Origin of the sequence: Novimethylophilus sp. (assembly GCF_036504375.1) — a bacterium.
In the GTDB taxonomy this organism is placed as follows: Bacteria; Pseudomonadota; Gammaproteobacteria; order Burkholderiales; family Methylophilaceae; genus Novimethylophilus.
This window is the reverse complement of record NZ_DASXVH010000028.1, coordinates 1-16,876: the sequence shown is the minus strand read 5'-3', so window position 1 is coordinate 16,876 and position 16,876 is coordinate 1. Positions and strand designations below refer to the sequence as shown.

Genomic DNA, 16,876 nt, shown 5'->3' with positions numbered 1-16,876 from the left:
CTCAGACTGCTTGGCGATTCCGGCCCATCAGCCGCGCAGCTAGTATTCCGGCTTCGTAAAGCAGCCATAGCGGCACCGCCAGCATGATCTGCGACACCACGTCGGGCGGCGTGAAAATGGCGCCGATGACGAAAGCGCCGACGATCACGTAGGAACGAACCTCCTGTAGCACCTGCACGCTCACGATGCCCATGCGCACCAGCACCACGACCACCACCGGCACCTCGAATGCGAGGCCGAAGGCAAGAAACAGCGTAATGACGAAATCCAGGTAATTGCCGATGTCCGTCATGACCGCGACACCGGCCGGCGCGGTACCGACGATGAAGCCGAAAATCACCGGAAATACCAGGAAATAGGCGAAAGCCATCCCTGTCAGAAACAGCAGCGTGCTGGTGACAACCAGCGGCAGCACGAAACGCCTTTCGTGAGCATAAAGCCCCGGTGCGATGAAGCTCCATGCCTGGTATAGCGTGTAAGGCAGCGACAGCACTACGGCGGCCAGCATTGCGACTTTCATCGGCACAAAAAACGGCGTCGTCACTGCCGTGGCGATCAGCTTGCCGCCGGCCGGGAGCCGTGACAGCAAAGGCTGCGCCAGTAGCGAATAAAGCTTGTTGGCGAAAGGGAAGAGGCAGATGAAGGTCAGCAGGAAGCCGACCACCATATGCAACAATCGATCGCGTAACTCGATCAGATGGGCGATAAAGGTTTCCTGCTCGCTCATGTTGGGGATTCGGGCTTGTCCGGCGCGTTGATATCCGTAGCAGTTTTGATGGAGTGCTCCATTTTCCCTGCTTCGGCCGCTACGTCGGACTTGACATCGAGGATGCTCTGCCGCGTTTCTTCTTCCAGTTTACGCATGTCTTCCATGCGCATTTCGCGCTCGATGTCCGCTTTCACCGATGACACGTAACGCTGCAAACGCCCCGTCAACAGTCCCAGCGTGCGTGCTACCTTGGGCAGTTTCTCCGGGCCGATCACAATCAGCGCCACAACGGCGATGACCAGAATTTCCGAGAAGGCGACGTCAAACATGCAAAATGAGGCAGTGCCGGCTTAATCGACTGAAGCTGGCGTCGTCGTTTTATTGGCTTTTGGTTTTTTGGGTGACTTCGCCTTCAATGACGGAGCCATCGGGTTTCTGTTCCACTTTGGGTGCAGCCTGCTCTTCGCGCATCGCATCCTTGAAGTTTTTCACCGCGCCACCGAGATCTCCGCCGATATTGCGTAATTTCTTGGTGCCGAAAATCAGCAGAACGATAACCAGAACTATCAGCCAATGCCAAATACTGAACGATCCCATTTGTTTCTCCTATGACCTGCTCAAGTTTTAGGCAGCGCCGCACTGCCGCCGAATATATGGAAATGCAAGTGGAAGACTTCTTGTCCACCGCCTGTTCCGGTATTGATCATGGTACGGAACCCCGTACCCAGGCCTTGTTCTTTTGCCAGCCGGCTGCCCAGCAACAGCATTTTTGCCAACAGCGCTGCATGTACTTCGCTGCATTCATTCAGGCTTTCCACATGCAGTCTGGGCATCAGCAAAAAATGCACCGGAGCAATGGGGCGGATGTCGTGGAAGGCGATTACCTCGTCGTCTTCGTAAAGTTTTTTGCTGGGAATTTCGCCCTTGGCGATTTTGCAGAAAATACAATCGCTCATTGGTCTTTCCTCGCTGCTTTTTCTGTAATTCCGGACAGGCCTTCACGCCGGGCCAGTTCGTTCAGCACGTCGTTTGGATGCAGGCCCGCATTGGCCAGCATCACCAGCGTGTGGAACCACAGGTCGGCGGTTTCATAAACGATCTGCTCGCGGTCGCCGCCCTTGGCCGCGATGATGGTTTCAGCGGCTTCCTCGCCCACTTTCTTCAGGATGCTGTCGGTGCCCCTGGCGTACAGCTTCGCCACGTAGGACGACTGCGGGTCGGCGTGTTTACGCGCTTCCAGCGCTTCGGCCAGACGGTCGAGGATGTCACTCATGACGATAAATGTCCTCTGGATTCTTCAGCACCGGCTCATCCGTGACCCACTGCTTTTCTTCCAGTTTCTGGAAAAAGCAGCTATGACGGCCAGTATGACAGGCAATGCCGCCCAACTGTTCCACCGTCAGCAGGATTACGTCTTCGTCGCAATCCAGGCGGATTTCCCTCACCTGCTGTACATGGCCGGACTCCTCGCCCTTGTGCCACAGTTTCTTGCGGGAGCGCGACCAGTACACCGCATGGCCGGTTTCGACGGTCAACCTGAGCGCCTCGCGGTCCATCCAGGCGAACATCAGTACCTTGCCGGTACCGGCTTCCTGCGTGATGACCGGCACCAGCCCGTCATGCGTCCAGTTGACCTTGTTGAGCCAGCTTTCGGTCATAGTCTCACCTCGATGCCATGCTCTCTCATGTATTGTTTAGCCTGCAGTACCGAATATTCGCCATAGTGGAAAATGCTGGCGGCCAGCACCGCATCCGCGCCGCCTTGCTTGACGCCTTCCACCAGGTGATCCAGATTGCCGACGCCGCCGCTGGCGATGATGGGCACTTCCACCGCGTCGCTGATGGCGCGCGTCAGTTCCAGGTCGAAGCCGCTTTTGGTGCCATCGCGGTCCATGCTGGTGAGCAGGATTTCGCCGGCGCCCAGTGCCGTCATGCGCTGCGCCCATTCTACCGCGTTCAAGCCGGTGGGTTTGCGGCCGCCGTGGGTGAAGACCTCCCAATGATCGCCGACGCGCTTGGCGTCGATTGCCACGACGATGCACTGCGAGCCGAAGCGGCCGGCGGCGTCTGCCACCAGTTGCGGATTGACCACCGCGGCGGTGTTGATGCTGACCTTGTCGGCACCGGCGTTGAGCAGGTTGCGCACGTCTTCCACCGCGCGCACGCCGCCGCCCACGGTCAAGGGGATGAATACCTGCGAGGCGACGGCTTCGACGATATGGAAAATCAGGCCGCGATTGTCCGAGCTGGCGGTGATGTCGAGAAAGGTCAACTCGTCGGCACCTTGTTCATCGTATCTTCTGGCAATCTCCACCGGATCGCCGGCATCGCGCAGCTCGACGAAATTCACACCCTTGACCACGCGGCCGCAAGTGACGTCCATGCAGGGAATGATGCGTTTGGCTAAGCCCATGAAGCAGATTCCATCAGCCACTCAATTCGTTGGCCAGCGCCTGGGCAGCAGCGAAGTCCAGCGTGCCTTCGTAAATCGCGCGGCCGGTGATGGCGCCCATGATGCCTTCGCTTTCCACTGCGCAGAGGCGCTTGACGTCTTCCAGGTTGGTGATGCCGCCGCTGGCGATGACCGGAATCTTCAATCCTTGCGCCAAAGCCACTGTGGCTTCGATATTGACGCCGGTGAGCATACCGTCGCGGCCGATGTCGGTATACACCACGGCTTCGACGCCGTAGCCTTCGAATCTGCGGGCCAGGTCGAGCACGTCATGGCCGGTCAGCTTGGACCAGCCGTCCACCGCGACCTTGCCGTCCTTGGCATCGAGGCCAACGATGATATGGCCGGGGAAGGCATCGCAGGCTTCGTGCAGGAAACCTGGATTTTTCACCGCGGCGGTACCGATGATGACGTATCTGATGCCGTCGTCCAGATAGCGCTCGATAGTATCCAGATCGCGTATGCCGCCACCCAGCTGGATCGGAATCTCGCCGCCCACCGCATCGACGATGGCCTTGATGGCGGCTTCATTGACCGGCTTTCCGGCAAACGCGCCATTGAGGTCCACCAGATGCAGGCGCTGCGCGCCTTGTCCTACCCAGGTGGCAGCCATGGCGCCCGGGTCTTCCGAAAACACCGTGGCATCTTCCATGAGCCCTTGCTTGAGTCGTACGCAATGGCCGTCTTTGAGATCGATCGCGGGGATGATGAGCATGGTAGTGTTATTGAATGCTTAGGGACGTCCGTCCCAGTTGACGAAGTTGGAAAGCAGCGCCAACCCGGCTTGCTGGCTTTTTTCCGGGTGGAACTGTACGGCAAAAATATTGTTGCGCGCTACCGCACTGGCAAAACGGAACGGATATTCCGTCCAGGCGCCGACCAGGGTCGGATCGGCCGGGTCGACATAATAGCTGTGGACGAAGTAGAACCGTGCGTCGCGATCGATGCCGGCCCACAGCGGGTGATCCATCGCCTGCATCACCTGGTTCCAGCCCATGTGCGGCACTTTGAGTTTGGCGCCATCGGCATCCGACATGCCTGACGGGAAGCGCCGTACGCGCCCGGCCAGTATGCCCAGACCATCGACATTGCCTTCCTCGCTGTGCTCGAACAGCAGCTGCTGGCCGATGCAGATACCGAGAAATGGCTTGCTCGCCGCGGCGTCAACCACGGCAGCGCGCAATTCTCGGCTGTCCAGTTCGCGCACGCAGTCCGGCATCGCGCCTTGTCCAGGGAACACCACGCGCTCGGCAGCCGCGATCACGGCCGGGTCGCTGCTGACGGTTACCGTCTTGCCGCCGGCGACATGTTCCAGCGCCTGCGATACCGAACGCAGATTGCCCATGCCATAGTCTATGACTGCAATGTCACTCATGATGGATAGCTGTCAGCTTTTGGCGATCAGCAAAAAATTAAGCATATCTGGTGTTGGCTGCAAGCTCTGCTGATGGCTATTTACAAACTTCCCTTGGTGGATGGCGTCACGCCCGCCATGCGCGGGTCGGCTTCCACCGCCATGCGCAACGCGCGGCCGAACGCCTTGAACACGGTTTCCGCCTGGTGGTGGGCGTTGTTGCCGCGCAGGTTGTCGATGTGCAATGTGATCAGGGCGTGATTGACGAAACCCTGAAAGAACTCATGGATCAGGTCGGCGTCGAAATTGCCTATCATCGCACGGGTGAATTTGACGTCGTATTGCATTTCCGGCCGGCCGGAAACATCGATCACCACGCGCGACAAAGCTTCGTCCAGCGGTACATAGGCGTGGCCGTAACGGCGGATGCCTTTCTTGTCGCCGATCGCCTTGGCGAACGCCTGGCCCAGTGTGATGCCGATGTCTTCCACGGTGTGGTGGGCGTCGATATGCAAATCCCCTTGTGCGCTGACATCGATATCCATGATGCCGTGGCGCGCGACCTGGTCCAGCATGTGGTCGAGAAAACCGAGCCCGGAAGCGAGGTTGGCCTTGCCCGAACCGTCCAGATTGAGGGAAACGGAAATCTGGGTTTCCTTGGTGTTGCGGGTTATCTGGGCTTGACGCATCTGAAAGTAAATTCTAAGTCGCTGAAATTTTTATTCATTCTACCCCAACATGGTCAAACGGATAAAGCATCGTCCGGCCATCAGGCAATAATTTCGCGCAGCGCGTTCACCAGCGCCGCGCACTGGGCGTCGGTGCCTATCGTTATACGCATGAACGGCGCGATGCGCGACGGCTGTTTGAAATGCCGCACGATGATGCTGCGTTCGCGCAGGCTGGCAGTCAAGGCTGCGCCGTCATGCGCCGGGTGACGCGCAAAAATGAAATTGGCGGCGGACGGCAGTACTGCGAAGCCCAGCATTTCCAGTTCGGCTACCAGTTTGTCGCGGCTGGCGATCACCTTGCCGCGCGTCTCGTCGAACCATGCCTGGTCTTGCATCGCGGCAACCGCGCCGGCCTCGGCAAAACGGTCCAGCGGATAGGAGTTGAAACTGTCCTTGACCCGGGTCAGAGCCTCGATCAAATCCGCATGTCCCACCGCATAGCCCACGCGCAGCCCGGCCAGCGAGCGCGCCTTGGACAGCGTGTGGACCACCAGCAACTGCGGGTAGCGCGCCGCCAGCCCGACTGCCGATTCGCCGCCGAAATCGACGTAGGCCTCGTCGATCACCACCACCGAGTCGGCATTCGCCTGTAGCAGACGTTCGATCTCGGAAAGTGCCAGCAGCCTTGCCGTGGGGGCATTCGGGTTGGGGAAAATGATCCCGCCGTTAGGTTGCAGATAGTCGTCGACGCGAATTTCGAATGCTTCGTTCAGCGGCAGCTGGCGGTAGGCGATGCCATATAGCCCGCAATACACCGGATAAAAGCTGTAAGTGATGTCCGGAAACAGAATCGGCGCATCGTGCTTGAGCAGCGCCTGGAAAGCATGCGCCAGTACTTCATCGGAGCCGTTGCCGACGAACACCTGTGCCGGCGTTACGTGATGGTAATCGGCGATGGCCTGGCGCAGGCGGCCGCTGTTGGGGTCCGGATAGAGGCGCAGCGTATCTCCCGCTTCCGCCCGCAATGTTTCCAGTACCTTGGGGCTGGGGCCGTAAGGGTTTTCGTTGGTGTTGAGCTTGACCAGGTCCGGCAGCTTGGGTTGTTCGCCCGGCACATAAGGGGTAAGGTCGTGGACGACCTGGCTCCAGAATTTACTCATCCCGGCCCCATGAACAGCTAACCGCCGATGAACGCCGATAAACGCCGATCACTACGGGAGTTGTAGAGAATCGCATATTGGTATTCAGCATTTCTGCAGCGGCACCAGTCCTCGATTGTCGAGGCATGATTTTGCTTTTGAATTTCATCGGCGTTTATCGGCGGTTAGGTCAAGGTTTTAACCGATACTCCGCGGAACGGGCGTGCGCTTGCAGGCCTTCGCCGTAAGCCAGCGTGGTAGCGACGCGGCCCAGCGTCTGTGCGCCGGCTTCCGATACCATGATCAGGCTGGAACGCTTCTGGAAGTCGTACACCCCCAGCGGCGAGGAGAAACGTGCGGTGCGCGAGGTCGGCAATACGTGGTTGGGGCCGGCGCAATAGTCGCCCAGCGATTCGCAAGTCTGGCGGCCCATGAAAATCGCGCCCGCGTGCTTGATCTTTTTGGTCAGCGCCACCGGATCGTCTACCGACAGTTCAAGGTGTTCCGGTGAGATGTAGTTGGCGATTTCGGCTGCTTCGTCGAGATCGCGCACCTGGATCAGCGCACCGCGATCCAGCAGCGAGGTGGCGATGATTTCCTTGCGCGGCATTTCGGTAATCAGCCGGTTGATGCTGGCCGCGACGCGGTCAAGGAAATCGCCGTCCGGCGACAGCAGGATGGCCTGCGCCAGTTCGTCGTGCTCGGCTTGCGAGAACAGGTCCATCGCCACCCAGTCGGGGTTGGTCTTGCCGTCGCAAATGACTAAAATCTCGGACGGCCCGGCCACCATGTCGATGCCCACCACGCCGAATACGCGGCGCTTGGCGGCGGCCACGTAGGCGTTGCCGGGGCCGACGATCTTGTCCACCTGCGGCACGGTTTCTGTACCGTAAGCCATCGCCCCCACCGCCTGCGAACCGCCGATGCAGAACACGCGGTCGACGCCACATACCGCGGCGGCGGCCAGTACCAGCGGATTACGCTCGCCGTCTGGCGTCGGGACGACCATAATTAACTCACCCACGCCGGCAACCTTGGCCGGGATCGCGTTCATGAGCACGGAAGACGGGTAAGCCGCCTTGCCGCCCGGCACATAGAGGCCGACGCGGTCGAGCGCGGTGACCTGCTGGCCCAGCATGGTGCCGTCGGCTTCGGTGTAGCTCCAGGAGGACATCAGCTGCTTCTCGTGGTAGACGCGCACGCGCTCGGCTGCCAGCTTGAGCGCTTCGCGCTGCTCGGCCGGCAGCCCGCCCAGGGCCTCGGTAAGCCGCGCCTGTGGCAATTCGAGGTCGGATAACTGGTCGGCGCTGACGCGGTCGAAGCGCCGCGTGTATTCCAGCACCGCCGCGTCGCCGCGCGTTTTTACGTCCCTGAGAATATCGGCGACCACCTGGTCGATCTTGTCGTCCTGCGCGCCCTCGAAAGCCAGCAACTGATGCAGCGAGGCCTCGAAGGTGGTGTCGGTGGTCGAATAGCGTCTGATTTTCAGCATAAGGGCTCCTAACCCTGTTTTTGTGCCACAACTGTGGCAAATGAATCGATGATCGGCTGGATCTGCGTACGCTTGAGCTTGAGCGACGCCTGGTTGACTACCAGGCGCGAGCTGATCGGCATGATCTCTTCCACTGCTTTCAAATTGTTGGCGCGCAAGGTGCTGCCGGTGCTGACCAGGTCGACGATGGCGTCCGCGAGGCCCACCAGCGGTGCCAGTTCCATCGAACCGTAGAGCTTGATCAGATCTACGTGCATGCCCTTGCCGGCAAAATGCTCGCGCGCGGTTTTGACGTACTTGGTGGCCACTTTCAGCCGGGCGCCGCTGCGTACCGAGCCGAAATAATCGAAGCCTGCCTGTACCGCCACCATCATTTTGCATTGGGCAATTTTCAGGTCCAGCGGCTGGTAGAGACCGCTACCGTCATGCTCGTAAAGCACGTCGCGGCCGGCAATGCCCAGATCAGCCGCGCCGTATTGCACATAGGTCGGCACGTCGGTGGCGCGCACGATGATGAGCCGCACGTCGTCGCGGTTGGTCGGCAGAATCAGCTTGCGCGAGGCCTCCGGATCTTCCAGCGGCACGATGCCGGCCGCTTCCAGCAGCGGCGTGGTTTCTTCGAAAATACGGCCCTTGGACAGGGCGATGGTGATCTGGCTCATATTGTTCGTTAGTGTACCCGTTTGATGCGCGCACCCAAGGCCGACAGTTTTTCCTCGATGCGCTCGTAGCCGCGGTCGATATGATAAATCCGTTCTATCATGGTGTCGCCGCGCGCCACCAGTCCGGCCAGCACCAGGCTGGCGGAAGCGCGCAAATCGGTCGCCATCACCGTGGCGCCGTCCAGATGCGGAGCGCCGCGCACAATGGCGGTGTGGCCATCCACCTCGATGTCGGCGCCCAGCCGGCGCATTTCCTGTACATGCATGAAACGGTTTTCGAAAATGGTCTCGGTGACGCGCGCGATGCCGTCGGCAACGGTGTTGAGCGCCATGAACTGCGCCTGCATGTCGGTGGGGAACGCGGGGTGGGGCGCGGTGCGTACGTTGACCGATTTTAGCGTACCGTGACGCTGGATGCCGATGGAGTCGGCATCATGCTCCACGTCGGCGCCGGCTTCGCGCAATTTTTCGATCACTGCCTCCAGCAAGTCGGCGCGCGCATTGGCGAGCCTGACCTTGCCGCCGGTCATTGCCGTCGCCACCAGATAGGTGCCGGCCTCGATGCGGTCGCACACGACCCGATGTTCCGTGCCGTACAGGCGTTCCACGCCATGTATCGTGATCACGTCGCTGCCGGCGCCCTCGATGCGCGCGCCCATCTTGATCAGGCACTCGGCCAGGTCGATGACTTCCGGTTCGCGCGCGGCGTTTTCCAGCACCGTGGTGCCGTCGGCCAGCGCGGCTGCCATCATCAGGTTTTCGGTGCCGGTGACGGTGACCAGATCGGTGAAGATGCGCGCGCCCTTGAGACGGTCGGCCCTGGCCTCGATATAACCGTGCTCGATATGGATCTCGGCCCCCATCGCCTGCAGGCCCTTGATGTGCAGGTCCACCGGGCGCGAGCCGATCGCACAGCCGCCGGGCAGAGATACCCGCGCATGGCCGAAGCGCGTCAGCAGCGGGCCCAGCACCAGGATGGACGCGCGCATGGTTTTCACCATCGCGTACGGCGCCTCGGGCGTGTGGATGTCGCCGGCATCCAGTTCGACGTTCATGCGCTCATCCACGGCGATGCGCATGCCCATGTGGCCCAGCAGTTCCAGCATCGTGGTGACATCGCGCAGATGCGGCACCGCGGAAAGCCGCAGCGGCTGTTCGGCCAAAAGCCCGGCGCAAAGTATCGGCAGGGCGGCGTTCTTGGCGCCGGAAATGCGGATTTCGCCGTTGAGCGGCACTCCTCCCTGAATTACCAGCTTATCCATCAGGTAGCGGCGGCCTCCAGCAATTTTTGCAGTTCGCCCTGCTGGTACATTTCGCGCATGATATCGGCACCGCCGACGAATTCACCGTTGATGTAGAGTTGCGGGATGGTTGGCCAGTTGGCGTAGGCCTTGATGCCTTCGCGGATTTCCGGGTCGGCCAGCACATCCACCGTCACCAGGCCTTGTACGCCGCAGGCCTTGAGCATCTGCACCGCCGCGCCCGAGAACCCGCATTGCGGAAACTGCGCCGTGCCTTTCATGTACAGCACTACCGAATTGCTGCTTACCTGCTGTTTGATGCGTTCCTGTACGTCCATGATTAATTCTCCGAAGTCATTTCATTGGCATTGCGCGCCCACGCCTCCGGCGTGTAAGTGCGTAGAGAAAGCGCGTGGATTTCCTCGCGCATCCGTTCGCCTAATGCTTTATAGACGAGCTGATGCTGCTGCACCATGTTTTTCCCCGCGAACTGGGGGCTGACGACGACCGCTTCGAAATGCTGGCCGTCATTGCCGTGTACCGCGACAAAATCGCAGGGCAGGCCCTGCATGATGTAATTCCTGAGTTGTTCCGACGTCAACATGAGATCACCCCCGCAATTTGTAACCGCGCTTGAGCAGAAGCAAAGTCGACCATGATAAAGCCAAAAAACATAGAGAGACAATCGACAAGCTTATCCAGGGGGAAATGTCGCCCTGGCCGAAAAAGCCGTAACGGAAACCGTCAATCATATAAAAGAACGGGTTAAGGTGCGACACCTTTTGCCAGAATGGCGGCAGCGAATGGATAGAATAAAATACGCCGGATAAAAACGACAGTGGCATGATGATGAAATTCTGGAATGCCGCCAGCTGGTCGAATTTGTCCGCCCATATGCCGGCGATGATCCCCAGTGCGCCCAGCATCGCGCTGCCTATCAGCGCGAACGCCAGGATCAGCAGCGGATGCGCCAGCGGCAGGTCGACCCAGAACAGCGCCATCAGGTATACGCTGGCTCCCACCACCAGGCCGCGCACTATCGCAGCCGCCAGGAAAGCCACAAAAAACTCCCAATAGGACAACGGCGTCAGCAGCAGGAATACGATGTTGCCCATTACCTTGGACTGGATCAGGCTGGAAGAGCTGTTGGCGAACGCATTCTGCAGCAGCGACATCATCGTCAGGCCGGGGATCAGGAACGCGGTGTAGCTGACGCCCGGATACACCTGCACATGCGATTCCAGCACATGCGAAAAAATCAGCAGGTAGAGCAGTGCGGTCATTACCGGCGCGGCCACGGTCTGGAAGCTCACCTTCCAGAAACGCAGCAGTTCTTTCTTGAACAGGGTGTACAACCCGCGCATCAATGCCTCCCCACGATTTCGACAAATACATCCTCGAGGTCGGCTTCTGTCAGCCTGAGGTCTTCCACGGCGATTCCCGCAGCGCGCAATTCCGCCAGGACGTATTCGATTTGCACCGCTTCATTCAATGCCAGCGTGAAATAATCGCTTTCCTTGCCGCGCAGCAGCGGCACCAAGGTGTCGGGCAATCTGTCTTGCGCCAGTTTGATTTTAAGCTGCCTGGACTGAAAACGGTCAAGCAGATTGCGCGTCGAATCCAGGGCGACGATTTCTCCCTGCTTCATCATTGCCACGCGCGAACACAGGGTTTCGGCTTCTTCCAGGTAATGCGTGGTCAGTATGATGGTATGGCCTTCGCGGTTGAGGCGTTTGATGAATTCCCACAGCATCTGGCGTAATTCGACATCGACGCCGGCGGTGGGCTCGTCCAGCACCAATACCGGCGGTTTGTGCGCCAATGCCTGGGCGATCAGCGCGCGTCGTTTCATGCCGCCGGAAAGCGCGCGCATGTTGGTGCCGGCCTTGTCGGCGAGGCCCAGCCCCTCCAGGATTTCATCTATCCATGGGTCGTTTTCCGGCCCGCAGCCGAAATAGCCGGCCTGGAAACGCAGCATTTCGCGCACGTTGAAAAACGGGTCGAATACCAGCTCCTGCGGGACTACGCCCAATATTCTGCGCGCGGCGCGGTAGTCTTCGACTACGTCGTGCCCCAGTACCGAAAGGCGGCCGCCGCTGGGGCGCAACAAGCCCGCCAGCAGGTTGATCAGCGTGGATTTTCCGGCACCGTTGGGGCCCAGCAGCGCAAAAAACTCGCCCTGCTCGATCGCGAGGTCGATGCCGCGCAAGGCATGCAGCTTGCCGAAGAATTTATGGACCTGTTCGATCTTGATGGCGGGGGGCATAACGGGGTGCGGCCAAAAAGGCCGAAGAAATCAATGAGCCGAGGCAGTCCGTTGCGGAATCAGATCGAGCACGCCATACAGCGTGGATAGGCTCACCAATATCTGGGGCAGGTTGCTGTAAACCATGCTGGCCTGTTGTGCATGCGCCTGGCGCAGCCATTCGAACATCAGGCCGATTGAGGCGGAGTCGGCCTCTTCGACTTCGCCCAGGTCGACTTCAATGTTGCCTTTAAGCAAAGGCAGGGTTTCCGCCAGCAAGGCGCAGACGGTTTCCGTCGTCATCGCGCCTTTGACGATGAGACGATGGCCCTGCTGTTCGATCAGTGCCATGCGGAATCAGCCCTGTTTCTTGTCCGACGCAGAAGCCGTGCCTTGCTTGTTCTTGTCCGCCAGCTTCTGGATCAGTCCATCCATGCCGCCCTGCTTGATCTCGCTGGAGAACTGGCCGCGATAGTTGGTGACCAGGCTGACACCCTCGATCACGACGTCGTACACCTTCCAGCCGTCGTCACGCTTTTGCAGCGAATAATCCACCAGTACCGGAGGTCCGCCCGGCTGTACGATTTGCGTCTTGACGGTAACGTCGGTATCGCCGGGGGCGGCGCGCAAAGGCTTGTATTCGATGGCCTGGTTACGGTACTTGGCCAGCGCGGAAGAATAGGTGCGCACCAGCAAGGTACGGAATTCGCTGACGAACTGCGTTTGCTGCTCCTTGCTTGCCTTGCTCCAATTACGCCCTAATACGATCTTGGACATGCGCTCGAAGTCGAAATGCGGCAGGATTTTTTCTTCCGTCAGCGCGACGATCTTTTTCATGTCGCCGGCCTGGATATCCTTGTCCTTCTTGATGACGTCGATGACTTCGGTAGCGGTATTTTTTACCAGCGCGTCGGGCGGGATGATGTCACCTGCCGATGCAGTGCTCGATATGATCATGGCGGTCGCCGCCACGAGGGTGCTAATCAGTTTCATTTGGAATCTGCTTTCTTTTCGTTGCCTTCGGATGCTTTGCTGTAGAGGAACTGGCTGATGAGTTTTTCCAGGACGACAGCGCCTTGCGTAAGCTTGATTTTATCACCGTTCTTCAGCATTTCGGTGTCGCCGCCGGCTTCCAGCCCGACGTACTGTTCGCCCAGCAGGCCGGAAGTGAGAATGCTGGCATTGGTATCCTTGTCGAAATGATACTTGGTGTCGACTTTCATCGTAACCAGCGCCTCTTTTTTATCATCGTCGAAGTTGATTTCCGAAACCCGGCCTACCACCACGCCGGCGCTCTTGACCGGTGCGCGCGCTTTCAGTCCGCCGATATTTTCGAAATAGGCGGAAACGGTATAGGTTTCCCCGACATTCAGCGAGGTGAGGTTGCCCACTTTCATCGCCAAGGCCATCAATGCGGCTATTCCTGCCACGACAAAAAGTCCCACCCACAAATCTATGGTCGCCCGTTCCATCAGTTTCCTCCGTGTATCATGAACGACGTCATTATGAAATCCAGCCCCAGCACCGCCAGCGATGAGTTCACCACGGTGCGGGTAGTAGCGCGGCTGACCCCTTCGGCGGTCGGCGGCGCGTCATAGCCTTCGAACAGCGCGATGATGGTGCAAGCAACGCCGAACACCATGCTTTTGATGACACCGTTGACGATGTCCTCGCGGAAATCCACGTTCGCCTGCATCTGCGACCAGAATGCGCCGTCATCGATGCCGATCAGCGGCACCGCCACCAGAAATCCGCCGAATACGCCGGTCAGGCTGAACAACGCGGCCAAGAGCGGCATCGAAATCACGCCGGCCCAGAAGCGCGGGGCGACGACGCGGGCGATGGGGTTGACCGCCATCATTTCCATCGCAGACAGCTGTTCGGTCGCTTTCATCAGGCCGATCTCGGCAGTGATTGCGGTGCCTGCGCGGCCGGCAAACAGCAGGGCAGTCACCACCGGGCCAAGTTCCCTCACCAGAGATAATGCCACCAGCACGCCAACAGCCTCCGACGAGCCGTAGCGCTGCAGGGTGTTGTAGCCTTGCAGACCAAGCACCATGCCGACAAACAGCGCCGATACCAGAATGATGATCAGCGACAGCACGCCGGTAAAATAGATTTCCTTGATGACCAGCGGAAAACGGCGAAAGCTCTCGCCGGAACAGGTCAGCGAGTATAAAAAGAAGCGTGCGGCAAATCCCAGCCTGTGGACACGATCCACGGTGCGATGGCCGATGCCGCGTATGGTGTTGACTAAACGCTCAAGCATGCGCACCCCGCAATAGATCCTGCCGATAATCCGGCGCATTGTAATGGAAAGGTACGGGACCGTCTGCTTCTCCATGCACGAACTGATGCACGAACGGCAGTGCGGACTGGCGCAGATCGTCCGGCGTGCCTTCCGCCACTACGCGGCCGGCGGACACGAAATAGACATAATCCACCATCGCGAATGTCTCGTGCACGTCGTGCGTGACGATGATCGAGGTTGCGCCCAGTGCATCGTTGAGGCTGCGGATCAGGTTGAGAATGACGCCCATCGAGATGGGGTCCAGCCCGGCGAATGGTTCGTCGTACATGATAATGGAAGGATCGAGCGCTACCGCCCGTGCCAGCGCCACGCGCCGCGCCATGCCGCCGGAAAGTTCGGAAGGCATCAGGTCGCGTGCGCCGCGCAAGCCGACCGCATGCAGTTTCAGCAACACCAGGTCGCGGATAATGGATTCCGGCAGATTGGTGTGCTCGCGCATCGGAAAGGCTACGTTGTCGAACACGGAAAGATCGGTGAACAGCGCGCCGAACTGGAACAGCATGCCCATCTTGCGCCGCAGCTGGTAAATGCCGGCATCGTCCTGCTCATGCACGATTTTGCCGGTGACTCTTACCGCGCCGGTCTTGGGCTTCAGCTGGCCGCCGATCAGCCGCAGCAAGGTCGTCTTGCCGGACCCGGACCCGCCCATGATGGCTACCACCTTGCCGCGTGGAAAGCGCATGTTGATGTCCTGATGCAGCAGACGATTGTTATAGGAAAACGACAGATTGTCGATTTCAACGATATTGTCAGTCATGGTCGCGGCATTTTAATCTAAAACGCCGGAATGTGGCAGGGCTGGAATATATCCATAAGGGGCCGGAAACTCCATGTGGGCGCGTGATAAAATTGCGCTTGGGAAAGTTGGCCAGACAGTCGCTGCCCGCCGCCTGGCGGGGAGAGGAAAGTCCGGGCTCCGTAGAGCGGGATGACGGCTAACGGCCGTACGCAGCAACCCTGGGTTGCAAAACCTGAGGGCCAAGGCGAGGAATAGGGCCACAGAGACGAGTAAGCCGCGGTTCGCCGCGGTGGACGTGAAACGCGGTAACCTCCATCCGGAGCAAGGCCAAATAGGGAAACGATGGCGTGGCTCGCGCTGTTTCCGGGTAGGCTGCTTGAGCGCGTAGGCAACTGCGCACCTAGAGGAATGACTGTCCACGACAAAACCCGGCTTATCGGCCAGCTTTCCCCTTTCGTTTTGTCCCCGCGCAAGCATGGGCAACATAGCGGCGTATCCTGATAAATTACTTTCAAATAATTTTCTATCTCATTAATTTTTAAGCATAAATATTTTATCGGATTTTGCTCGTAAGTAATTGAGCCGAAAAGGAAAAATACCGAGAAAGGGCTTGCATAGCCCATTTTTTTTATCTATAGTGGGTGGAAGTGGGGAAAAGTGGGTTTTTGTGGGAGCCATTGACTGAGGCTAAGGGCGGTCAATGGTTCCTTAATTGTAGGCCCGGTTTTTAAATATTAAAGGGGTGCCATGTTCCGCGGCGCAACATCGTTGAATCTGGATGCCAAAGGCAGGCTGGCCGTGCCAAGCCGGCATCGTGACGCCCTGTTCGCCGAATCGGCGGGCCGCGTGGTGCTGACCGCGCACCCGCATCGCTGTCTCTTGCTTTATCCCCAGCCCGCCTGGGAACCCATTCAGGCCAAGATTATGTCGCTTTCCAGTTTCGACCGGCAATCCAGCGCATTGCAGCGACTGCTGGTCGGCTATGCCGAAGATCTCGAACTCGATAGCGCGGGCAGATTGCTGGTCTCTCCAGCGCTCAGGGAATTTGCCGGTCTCGAAAAGCAGGCGATGCTGGTTGGGCAGGGCAGCCATTTCGAACTGTGGGGCATGGACAGCTGGAAGGCGCAGCTGGAGAAAGTGATGGCCGCCGAGGGCATGGACCTGCCGGCGGAACTCGAAGGCTTCTCGCTGTGAGCGCAAGCTCACAGCATATTCCGGTACTGCTGAAAGAAACTGTTGCCGCGCTTAACGTGCGGCCGGGCGGCGTTTACGTGGATGCCACATTCGGTCGTGGCGGCCACAGCCGCGAGATTCTGTCGCGGCTCGGCCCCAATGGGCGATTGATCGCATTGGATCGCGATCAATCCGCCGTGATGGCCGCGCGCGAAATCGCGGATGCGCGTTTCACGGCGGTGCATAGCGCGTTCAGCGATATTCGTGCGGCACTGGAGGGATTGAAGGTGCGGCGTATCGATGGCGTGCTGCTCGATCTGGGCGTGTCTTCGCCGCAGATCGACGAGGCGGAGCGCGGATTTAGTTTTCGCTTCAACGGCCCACTCGATATGCGCATGGACCAAAGCCGCGGACAGACGGCGGCGGAATTTCTGGCAACGGCATCCGAGCAACAACTTCAGGAGGTTATAAAAAATTATGGTGAAGAACGGTTTGCTAAACAGATTGCAAGGGCGATTGTTGCGGCTCGCGCAGGGGGGGTGTCCCCTGGCACCACAAGACAGCTTGCCGCGCTCGTGGCAAGCGCGATCCCCAAAGCCGAGCCTGGTCAGGACCCGGCGACGCGCACATTTCAGGCTCTACGGATTTTCCTCAATCAGGAGCTTGAGGAATTGTCGCTAGCATTGCC

Annotated in this window: 25 protein-coding genes and 1 other RNA gene; 3 read left to right on the top strand and 23 right to left on the bottom strand. The window is 59.1% G+C overall.

From position 1 onward, the window contains the following. Nucleotide 1 precedes the first annotated feature (1 nt). The 23 genes from tatC to VGK14_RS03305 form a co-directional block, all read right to left on the bottom strand. The gene (gene tatC / locus VGK14_RS03415) at nucleotides 2-727 is read right to left on the bottom strand and encodes a twin-arginine translocase subunit TatC (RefSeq protein ID WP_331507527.1); all 726 of its coding nucleotides are present in this window, start codon (nucleotides 725-727) and stop codon (nucleotides 2-4) included. Next, complete coding sequence (gene tatB, locus VGK14_RS03410; protein ID WP_331507526.1) at nucleotides 724-1,038, bottom strand: Sec-independent protein translocase protein TatB; 315 nt, start codon at nucleotides 1,036-1,038, stop codon at nucleotides 724-726. The genes tatC and tatB overlap by 4 nt, the downstream gene beginning before the upstream one ends. Before the next feature lie 49 nt (nucleotides 1,039-1,087). Beyond that, nucleotides 1,088-1,306 carry a Sec-independent protein translocase subunit TatA gene (tatA, locus tag VGK14_RS03405; RefSeq protein ID WP_331507525.1) on the bottom strand — a complete coding sequence of 73 codons (219 nt, stop codon included), beginning with the start codon at nucleotides 1,304-1,306 and terminating at the stop codon, nucleotides 1,088-1,090. 20 nt (nucleotides 1,307-1,326) lie between these two features. Further along, nucleotides 1,327-1,665 carry a histidine triad nucleotide-binding protein gene (locus VGK14_RS03400; protein WP_331507524.1) on the bottom strand — a complete coding sequence of 113 codons (339 nt, stop codon included), beginning with the start codon at nucleotides 1,663-1,665 and terminating at the stop codon, nucleotides 1,327-1,329. Continuing rightward, on the bottom strand, nucleotides 1,662-1,982 hold the full coding sequence (locus tag VGK14_RS03395; protein ID WP_331507523.1) for a phosphoribosyl-ATP diphosphatase: 321 nt from the start codon (nucleotides 1,980-1,982) through the stop codon (nucleotides 1,662-1,664). Before VGK14_RS03395 ends, VGK14_RS03400 begins: the two co-directional genes overlap by 4 nt. Next, nucleotides 1,975-2,367 carry a phosphoribosyl-AMP cyclohydrolase gene (hisI, locus tag VGK14_RS03390; RefSeq protein WP_331507522.1) on the bottom strand — a complete coding sequence of 131 codons (393 nt, stop codon included), beginning with the start codon at nucleotides 2,365-2,367 and terminating at the stop codon, nucleotides 1,975-1,977. Before hisI ends, VGK14_RS03395 begins: the two co-directional genes overlap by 8 nt. Further along, entirely contained in the window at nucleotides 2,364-3,122 is a 759-nt protein-coding gene (gene hisF, locus VGK14_RS03385) for an imidazole glycerol phosphate synthase subunit HisF (RefSeq protein ID WP_331507521.1), read from the bottom strand. The genes hisI and hisF overlap by 4 nt, the downstream gene beginning before the upstream one ends. Before the next feature lie 13 nt (nucleotides 3,123-3,135). Next, on the bottom strand, nucleotides 3,136-3,876 hold the full coding sequence (gene hisA / locus VGK14_RS03380; protein WP_331507520.1) for a 1-(5-phosphoribosyl)-5-[(5-phosphoribosylamino)methylideneamino]imidazole-4-carboxamide isomerase: 741 nt from the start codon (nucleotides 3,874-3,876) through the stop codon (nucleotides 3,136-3,138). 18 nt (nucleotides 3,877-3,894) lie between these two features. Then, the gene (gene hisH / locus VGK14_RS03375; RefSeq protein ID WP_331507519.1) at nucleotides 3,895-4,536 is read right to left on the bottom strand and encodes an imidazole glycerol phosphate synthase subunit HisH; all 642 of its coding nucleotides are present in this window, start codon (nucleotides 4,534-4,536) and stop codon (nucleotides 3,895-3,897) included. An 80-nt stretch (nucleotides 4,537-4,616) separates the two neighbouring features. Next, a complete protein-coding gene (gene hisB / locus VGK14_RS03370) occupies nucleotides 4,617-5,204 on the bottom strand; it encodes an imidazoleglycerol-phosphate dehydratase HisB (protein WP_331507518.1) in 588 nt (195 codons plus the stop codon). An 80-nt stretch (nucleotides 5,205-5,284) separates the two neighbouring features. Further along, nucleotides 5,285-6,346 carry a histidinol-phosphate transaminase gene (hisC, locus tag VGK14_RS03365; RefSeq protein ID WP_331507517.1) on the bottom strand — a complete coding sequence of 354 codons (1,062 nt, stop codon included), beginning with the start codon at nucleotides 6,344-6,346 and terminating at the stop codon, nucleotides 5,285-5,287. 169 nt (nucleotides 6,347-6,515) lie between these two features. Beyond that, entirely contained in the window at nucleotides 6,516-7,814 is a 1,299-nt protein-coding gene (gene hisD / locus VGK14_RS03360; RefSeq protein WP_331507571.1) for a histidinol dehydrogenase, read from the bottom strand. Between the two features lie 11 nt (nucleotides 7,815-7,825). Continuing rightward, the gene (hisG, locus tag VGK14_RS03355) at nucleotides 7,826-8,479 is read right to left on the bottom strand and encodes an ATP phosphoribosyltransferase (protein ID WP_331507516.1); all 654 of its coding nucleotides are present in this window, start codon (nucleotides 8,477-8,479) and stop codon (nucleotides 7,826-7,828) included. Nucleotides 8,480-8,487: 8 nt separating this feature from the next. After that, the gene (gene murA / locus VGK14_RS03350) at nucleotides 8,488-9,741 is read right to left on the bottom strand and encodes a UDP-N-acetylglucosamine 1-carboxyvinyltransferase (RefSeq protein WP_331507515.1); all 1,254 of its coding nucleotides are present in this window, start codon (nucleotides 9,739-9,741) and stop codon (nucleotides 8,488-8,490) included. Next, nucleotides 9,741-10,058 carry a Grx4 family monothiol glutaredoxin gene (gene grxD / locus VGK14_RS03345; protein WP_331507514.1) on the bottom strand — a complete coding sequence of 106 codons (318 nt, stop codon included), beginning with the start codon at nucleotides 10,056-10,058 and terminating at the stop codon, nucleotides 9,741-9,743. The genes murA and grxD overlap by 1 nt, the downstream gene beginning before the upstream one ends. 2 nt (nucleotides 10,059-10,060) lie before the next feature. Next, entirely contained in the window at nucleotides 10,061-10,324 is a 264-nt protein-coding gene (locus VGK14_RS03340) for a BolA family protein (protein ID WP_331507513.1), read from the bottom strand. Nucleotides 10,325-10,328: 4 nt separating this feature from the next. Next, nucleotides 10,329-11,084: an ABC transporter permease gene (locus VGK14_RS03335; RefSeq protein WP_331507512.1), complete on the bottom strand. Its 756-nt coding sequence runs from the start codon at nucleotides 11,082-11,084 to the stop codon at nucleotides 10,329-10,331. Continuing rightward, a complete protein-coding gene (locus VGK14_RS03330) occupies nucleotides 11,084-11,986 on the bottom strand; it encodes an ABC transporter ATP-binding protein (protein WP_331507511.1) in 903 nt (300 codons plus the stop codon). Before VGK14_RS03330 ends, VGK14_RS03335 begins: the two co-directional genes overlap by 1 nt. A gap of 30 nt (nucleotides 11,987-12,016) precedes the next feature. Further along, the gene (locus VGK14_RS03325; RefSeq protein ID WP_331507510.1) at nucleotides 12,017-12,316 is read right to left on the bottom strand and encodes an STAS domain-containing protein; all 300 of its coding nucleotides are present in this window, start codon (nucleotides 12,314-12,316) and stop codon (nucleotides 12,017-12,019) included. A gap of 6 nt (nucleotides 12,317-12,322) precedes the next feature. Continuing rightward, entirely contained in the window at nucleotides 12,323-12,958 is a 636-nt protein-coding gene (locus VGK14_RS03320) for an ABC transporter substrate-binding protein (protein ID WP_331507509.1), read from the bottom strand. Beyond that, the gene (mlaD, locus tag VGK14_RS03315) at nucleotides 12,955-13,437 is read right to left on the bottom strand and encodes an outer membrane lipid asymmetry maintenance protein MlaD (RefSeq protein WP_331507508.1); all 483 of its coding nucleotides are present in this window, start codon (nucleotides 13,435-13,437) and stop codon (nucleotides 12,955-12,957) included. The genes VGK14_RS03320 and mlaD overlap by 4 nt, the downstream gene beginning before the upstream one ends. Next, nucleotides 13,437-14,234 (bottom strand): lipid asymmetry maintenance ABC transporter permease subunit MlaE, encoded by a 798-nt coding sequence (gene mlaE, locus VGK14_RS03310; RefSeq protein WP_331507507.1) that lies wholly within the window; start codon nucleotides 14,232-14,234, stop codon nucleotides 13,437-13,439. The genes mlaD and mlaE overlap by 1 nt, the downstream gene beginning before the upstream one ends. Continuing rightward, the gene (locus VGK14_RS03305; protein WP_331507506.1) at nucleotides 14,227-15,033 is read right to left on the bottom strand and encodes an ABC transporter ATP-binding protein; all 807 of its coding nucleotides are present in this window, start codon (nucleotides 15,031-15,033) and stop codon (nucleotides 14,227-14,229) included. Before VGK14_RS03305 ends, mlaE begins: the two co-directional genes overlap by 8 nt. A 103-nt stretch (nucleotides 15,034-15,136) precedes the next feature. Between VGK14_RS03305 and rnpB the strand changes: the two genes are divergently transcribed. The 3 genes from rnpB to rsmH all read left to right on the top strand — a co-directional run. Further along, nucleotides 15,137-15,467, top strand: an RNA gene (gene rnpB, locus VGK14_RS03300) — RNase P RNA component class A. Nucleotides 15,468-15,762: 295 nt separating this feature from the next. Beyond that, entirely contained in the window at nucleotides 15,763-16,209 is a 447-nt protein-coding gene (gene mraZ / locus VGK14_RS03295) for a division/cell wall cluster transcriptional repressor MraZ (RefSeq protein WP_331507505.1), read from the top strand. Continuing rightward, the coding region (gene rsmH, locus VGK14_RS03290; protein ID WP_331507504.1) for a 16S rRNA (cytosine(1402)-N(4))-methyltransferase RsmH at nucleotides 16,206-16,876 on the top strand (671 nt) is incomplete at its 3' end. The genes mraZ and rsmH, both read left to right, overlap by 4 nt.

Excerpts from the sequence above, each read along its gene's own strand:
- mlaD (WP_331507508.1), bottom strand. The coding sequence starts at position 13,437 with ATGGAACGGGCGACCATAGATTTGTGGGTGGGACTTTTTGTCGTGGCA.
- hisC (WP_331507517.1), bottom strand. The coding sequence starts at position 6,346 with ATGAGTAAATTCTGGAGCCAGGTCGTCCACGACCTTACCCCTTATGTG.
- grxD (WP_331507514.1), bottom strand. The coding sequence starts at position 10,058 with ATGGACGTACAGGAACGCATCAAACAGCAGGTAAGCAGCAATTCGGTA.
- hisI (WP_331507522.1), bottom strand. The coding sequence starts at position 2,367 with ATGACCGAAAGCTGGCTCAACAAGGTCAACTGGACGCATGACGGGCTG.
- VGK14_RS03305 (WP_331507506.1), bottom strand. The coding sequence starts at position 15,033 with ATGACTGACAATATCGTTGAAATCGACAATCTGTCGTTTTCCTATAAC.
- VGK14_RS03330 (WP_331507511.1), bottom strand. The coding sequence starts at position 11,986 with ATGCCCCCCGCCATCAAGATCGAACAGGTCCATAAATTCTTCGGCAAG.
- VGK14_RS03395 (WP_331507523.1), bottom strand. The coding sequence starts at position 1,982 with ATGAGTGACATCCTCGACCGTCTGGCCGAAGCGCTGGAAGCGCGTAAA.
- VGK14_RS03320 (WP_331507509.1), bottom strand. The coding sequence starts at position 12,958 with ATGAAACTGATTAGCACCCTCGTGGCGGCGACCGCCATGATCATATCG.
- hisH (WP_331507519.1), bottom strand. The coding sequence starts at position 4,536 with ATGAGTGACATTGCAGTCATAGACTATGGCATGGGCAATCTGCGTTCG.
- hisB (WP_331507518.1), bottom strand. The coding sequence starts at position 5,204 with ATGCGTCAAGCCCAGATAACCCGCAACACCAAGGAAACCCAGATTTCC.
- mraZ (WP_331507505.1), top strand. The coding sequence starts at position 15,763 with ATGTTCCGCGGCGCAACATCGTTGAATCTGGATGCCAAAGGCAGGCTG.
- hisA (WP_331507520.1), bottom strand. The coding sequence starts at position 3,876 with ATGCTCATCATCCCCGCGATCGATCTCAAAGACGGCCATTGCGTACGA.
- VGK14_RS03335 (WP_331507512.1), bottom strand. The coding sequence starts at position 11,084 with ATGCGCGGGTTGTACACCCTGTTCAAGAAAGAACTGCTGCGTTTCTGG.
- VGK14_RS03400 (WP_331507524.1), bottom strand. The coding sequence starts at position 1,665 with ATGAGCGATTGTATTTTCTGCAAAATCGCCAAGGGCGAAATTCCCAGC.
- tatB (WP_331507526.1), bottom strand. The coding sequence starts at position 1,038 with ATGTTTGACGTCGCCTTCTCGGAAATTCTGGTCATCGCCGTTGTGGCG.
- mlaE (WP_331507507.1), bottom strand. The coding sequence starts at position 14,234 with ATGCTTGAGCGTTTAGTCAACACCATACGCGGCATCGGCCATCGCACC.
- hisF (WP_331507521.1), bottom strand. The coding sequence starts at position 3,122 with ATGGGCTTAGCCAAACGCATCATTCCCTGCATGGACGTCACTTGCGGC.
- tatA (WP_331507525.1), bottom strand. The coding sequence starts at position 1,306 with ATGGGATCGTTCAGTATTTGGCATTGGCTGATAGTTCTGGTTATCGTT.
- tatC (WP_331507527.1), bottom strand. The coding sequence starts at position 727 with ATGAGCGAGCAGGAAACCTTTATCGCCCATCTGATCGAGTTACGCGAT.
- hisG (WP_331507516.1), bottom strand. The coding sequence starts at position 8,479 with ATGAGCCAGATCACCATCGCCCTGTCCAAGGGCCGTATTTTCGAAGAA.
- murA (WP_331507515.1), bottom strand. The coding sequence starts at position 9,741 with ATGGATAAGCTGGTAATTCAGGGAGGAGTGCCGCTCAACGGCGAAATC.
- VGK14_RS03325 (WP_331507510.1), bottom strand. The coding sequence starts at position 12,316 with ATGGCACTGATCGAACAGCAGGGCCATCGTCTCATCGTCAAAGGCGCG.
- VGK14_RS03340 (WP_331507513.1), bottom strand. The coding sequence starts at position 10,324 with ATGTTGACGTCGGAACAACTCAGGAATTACATCATGCAGGGCCTGCCC.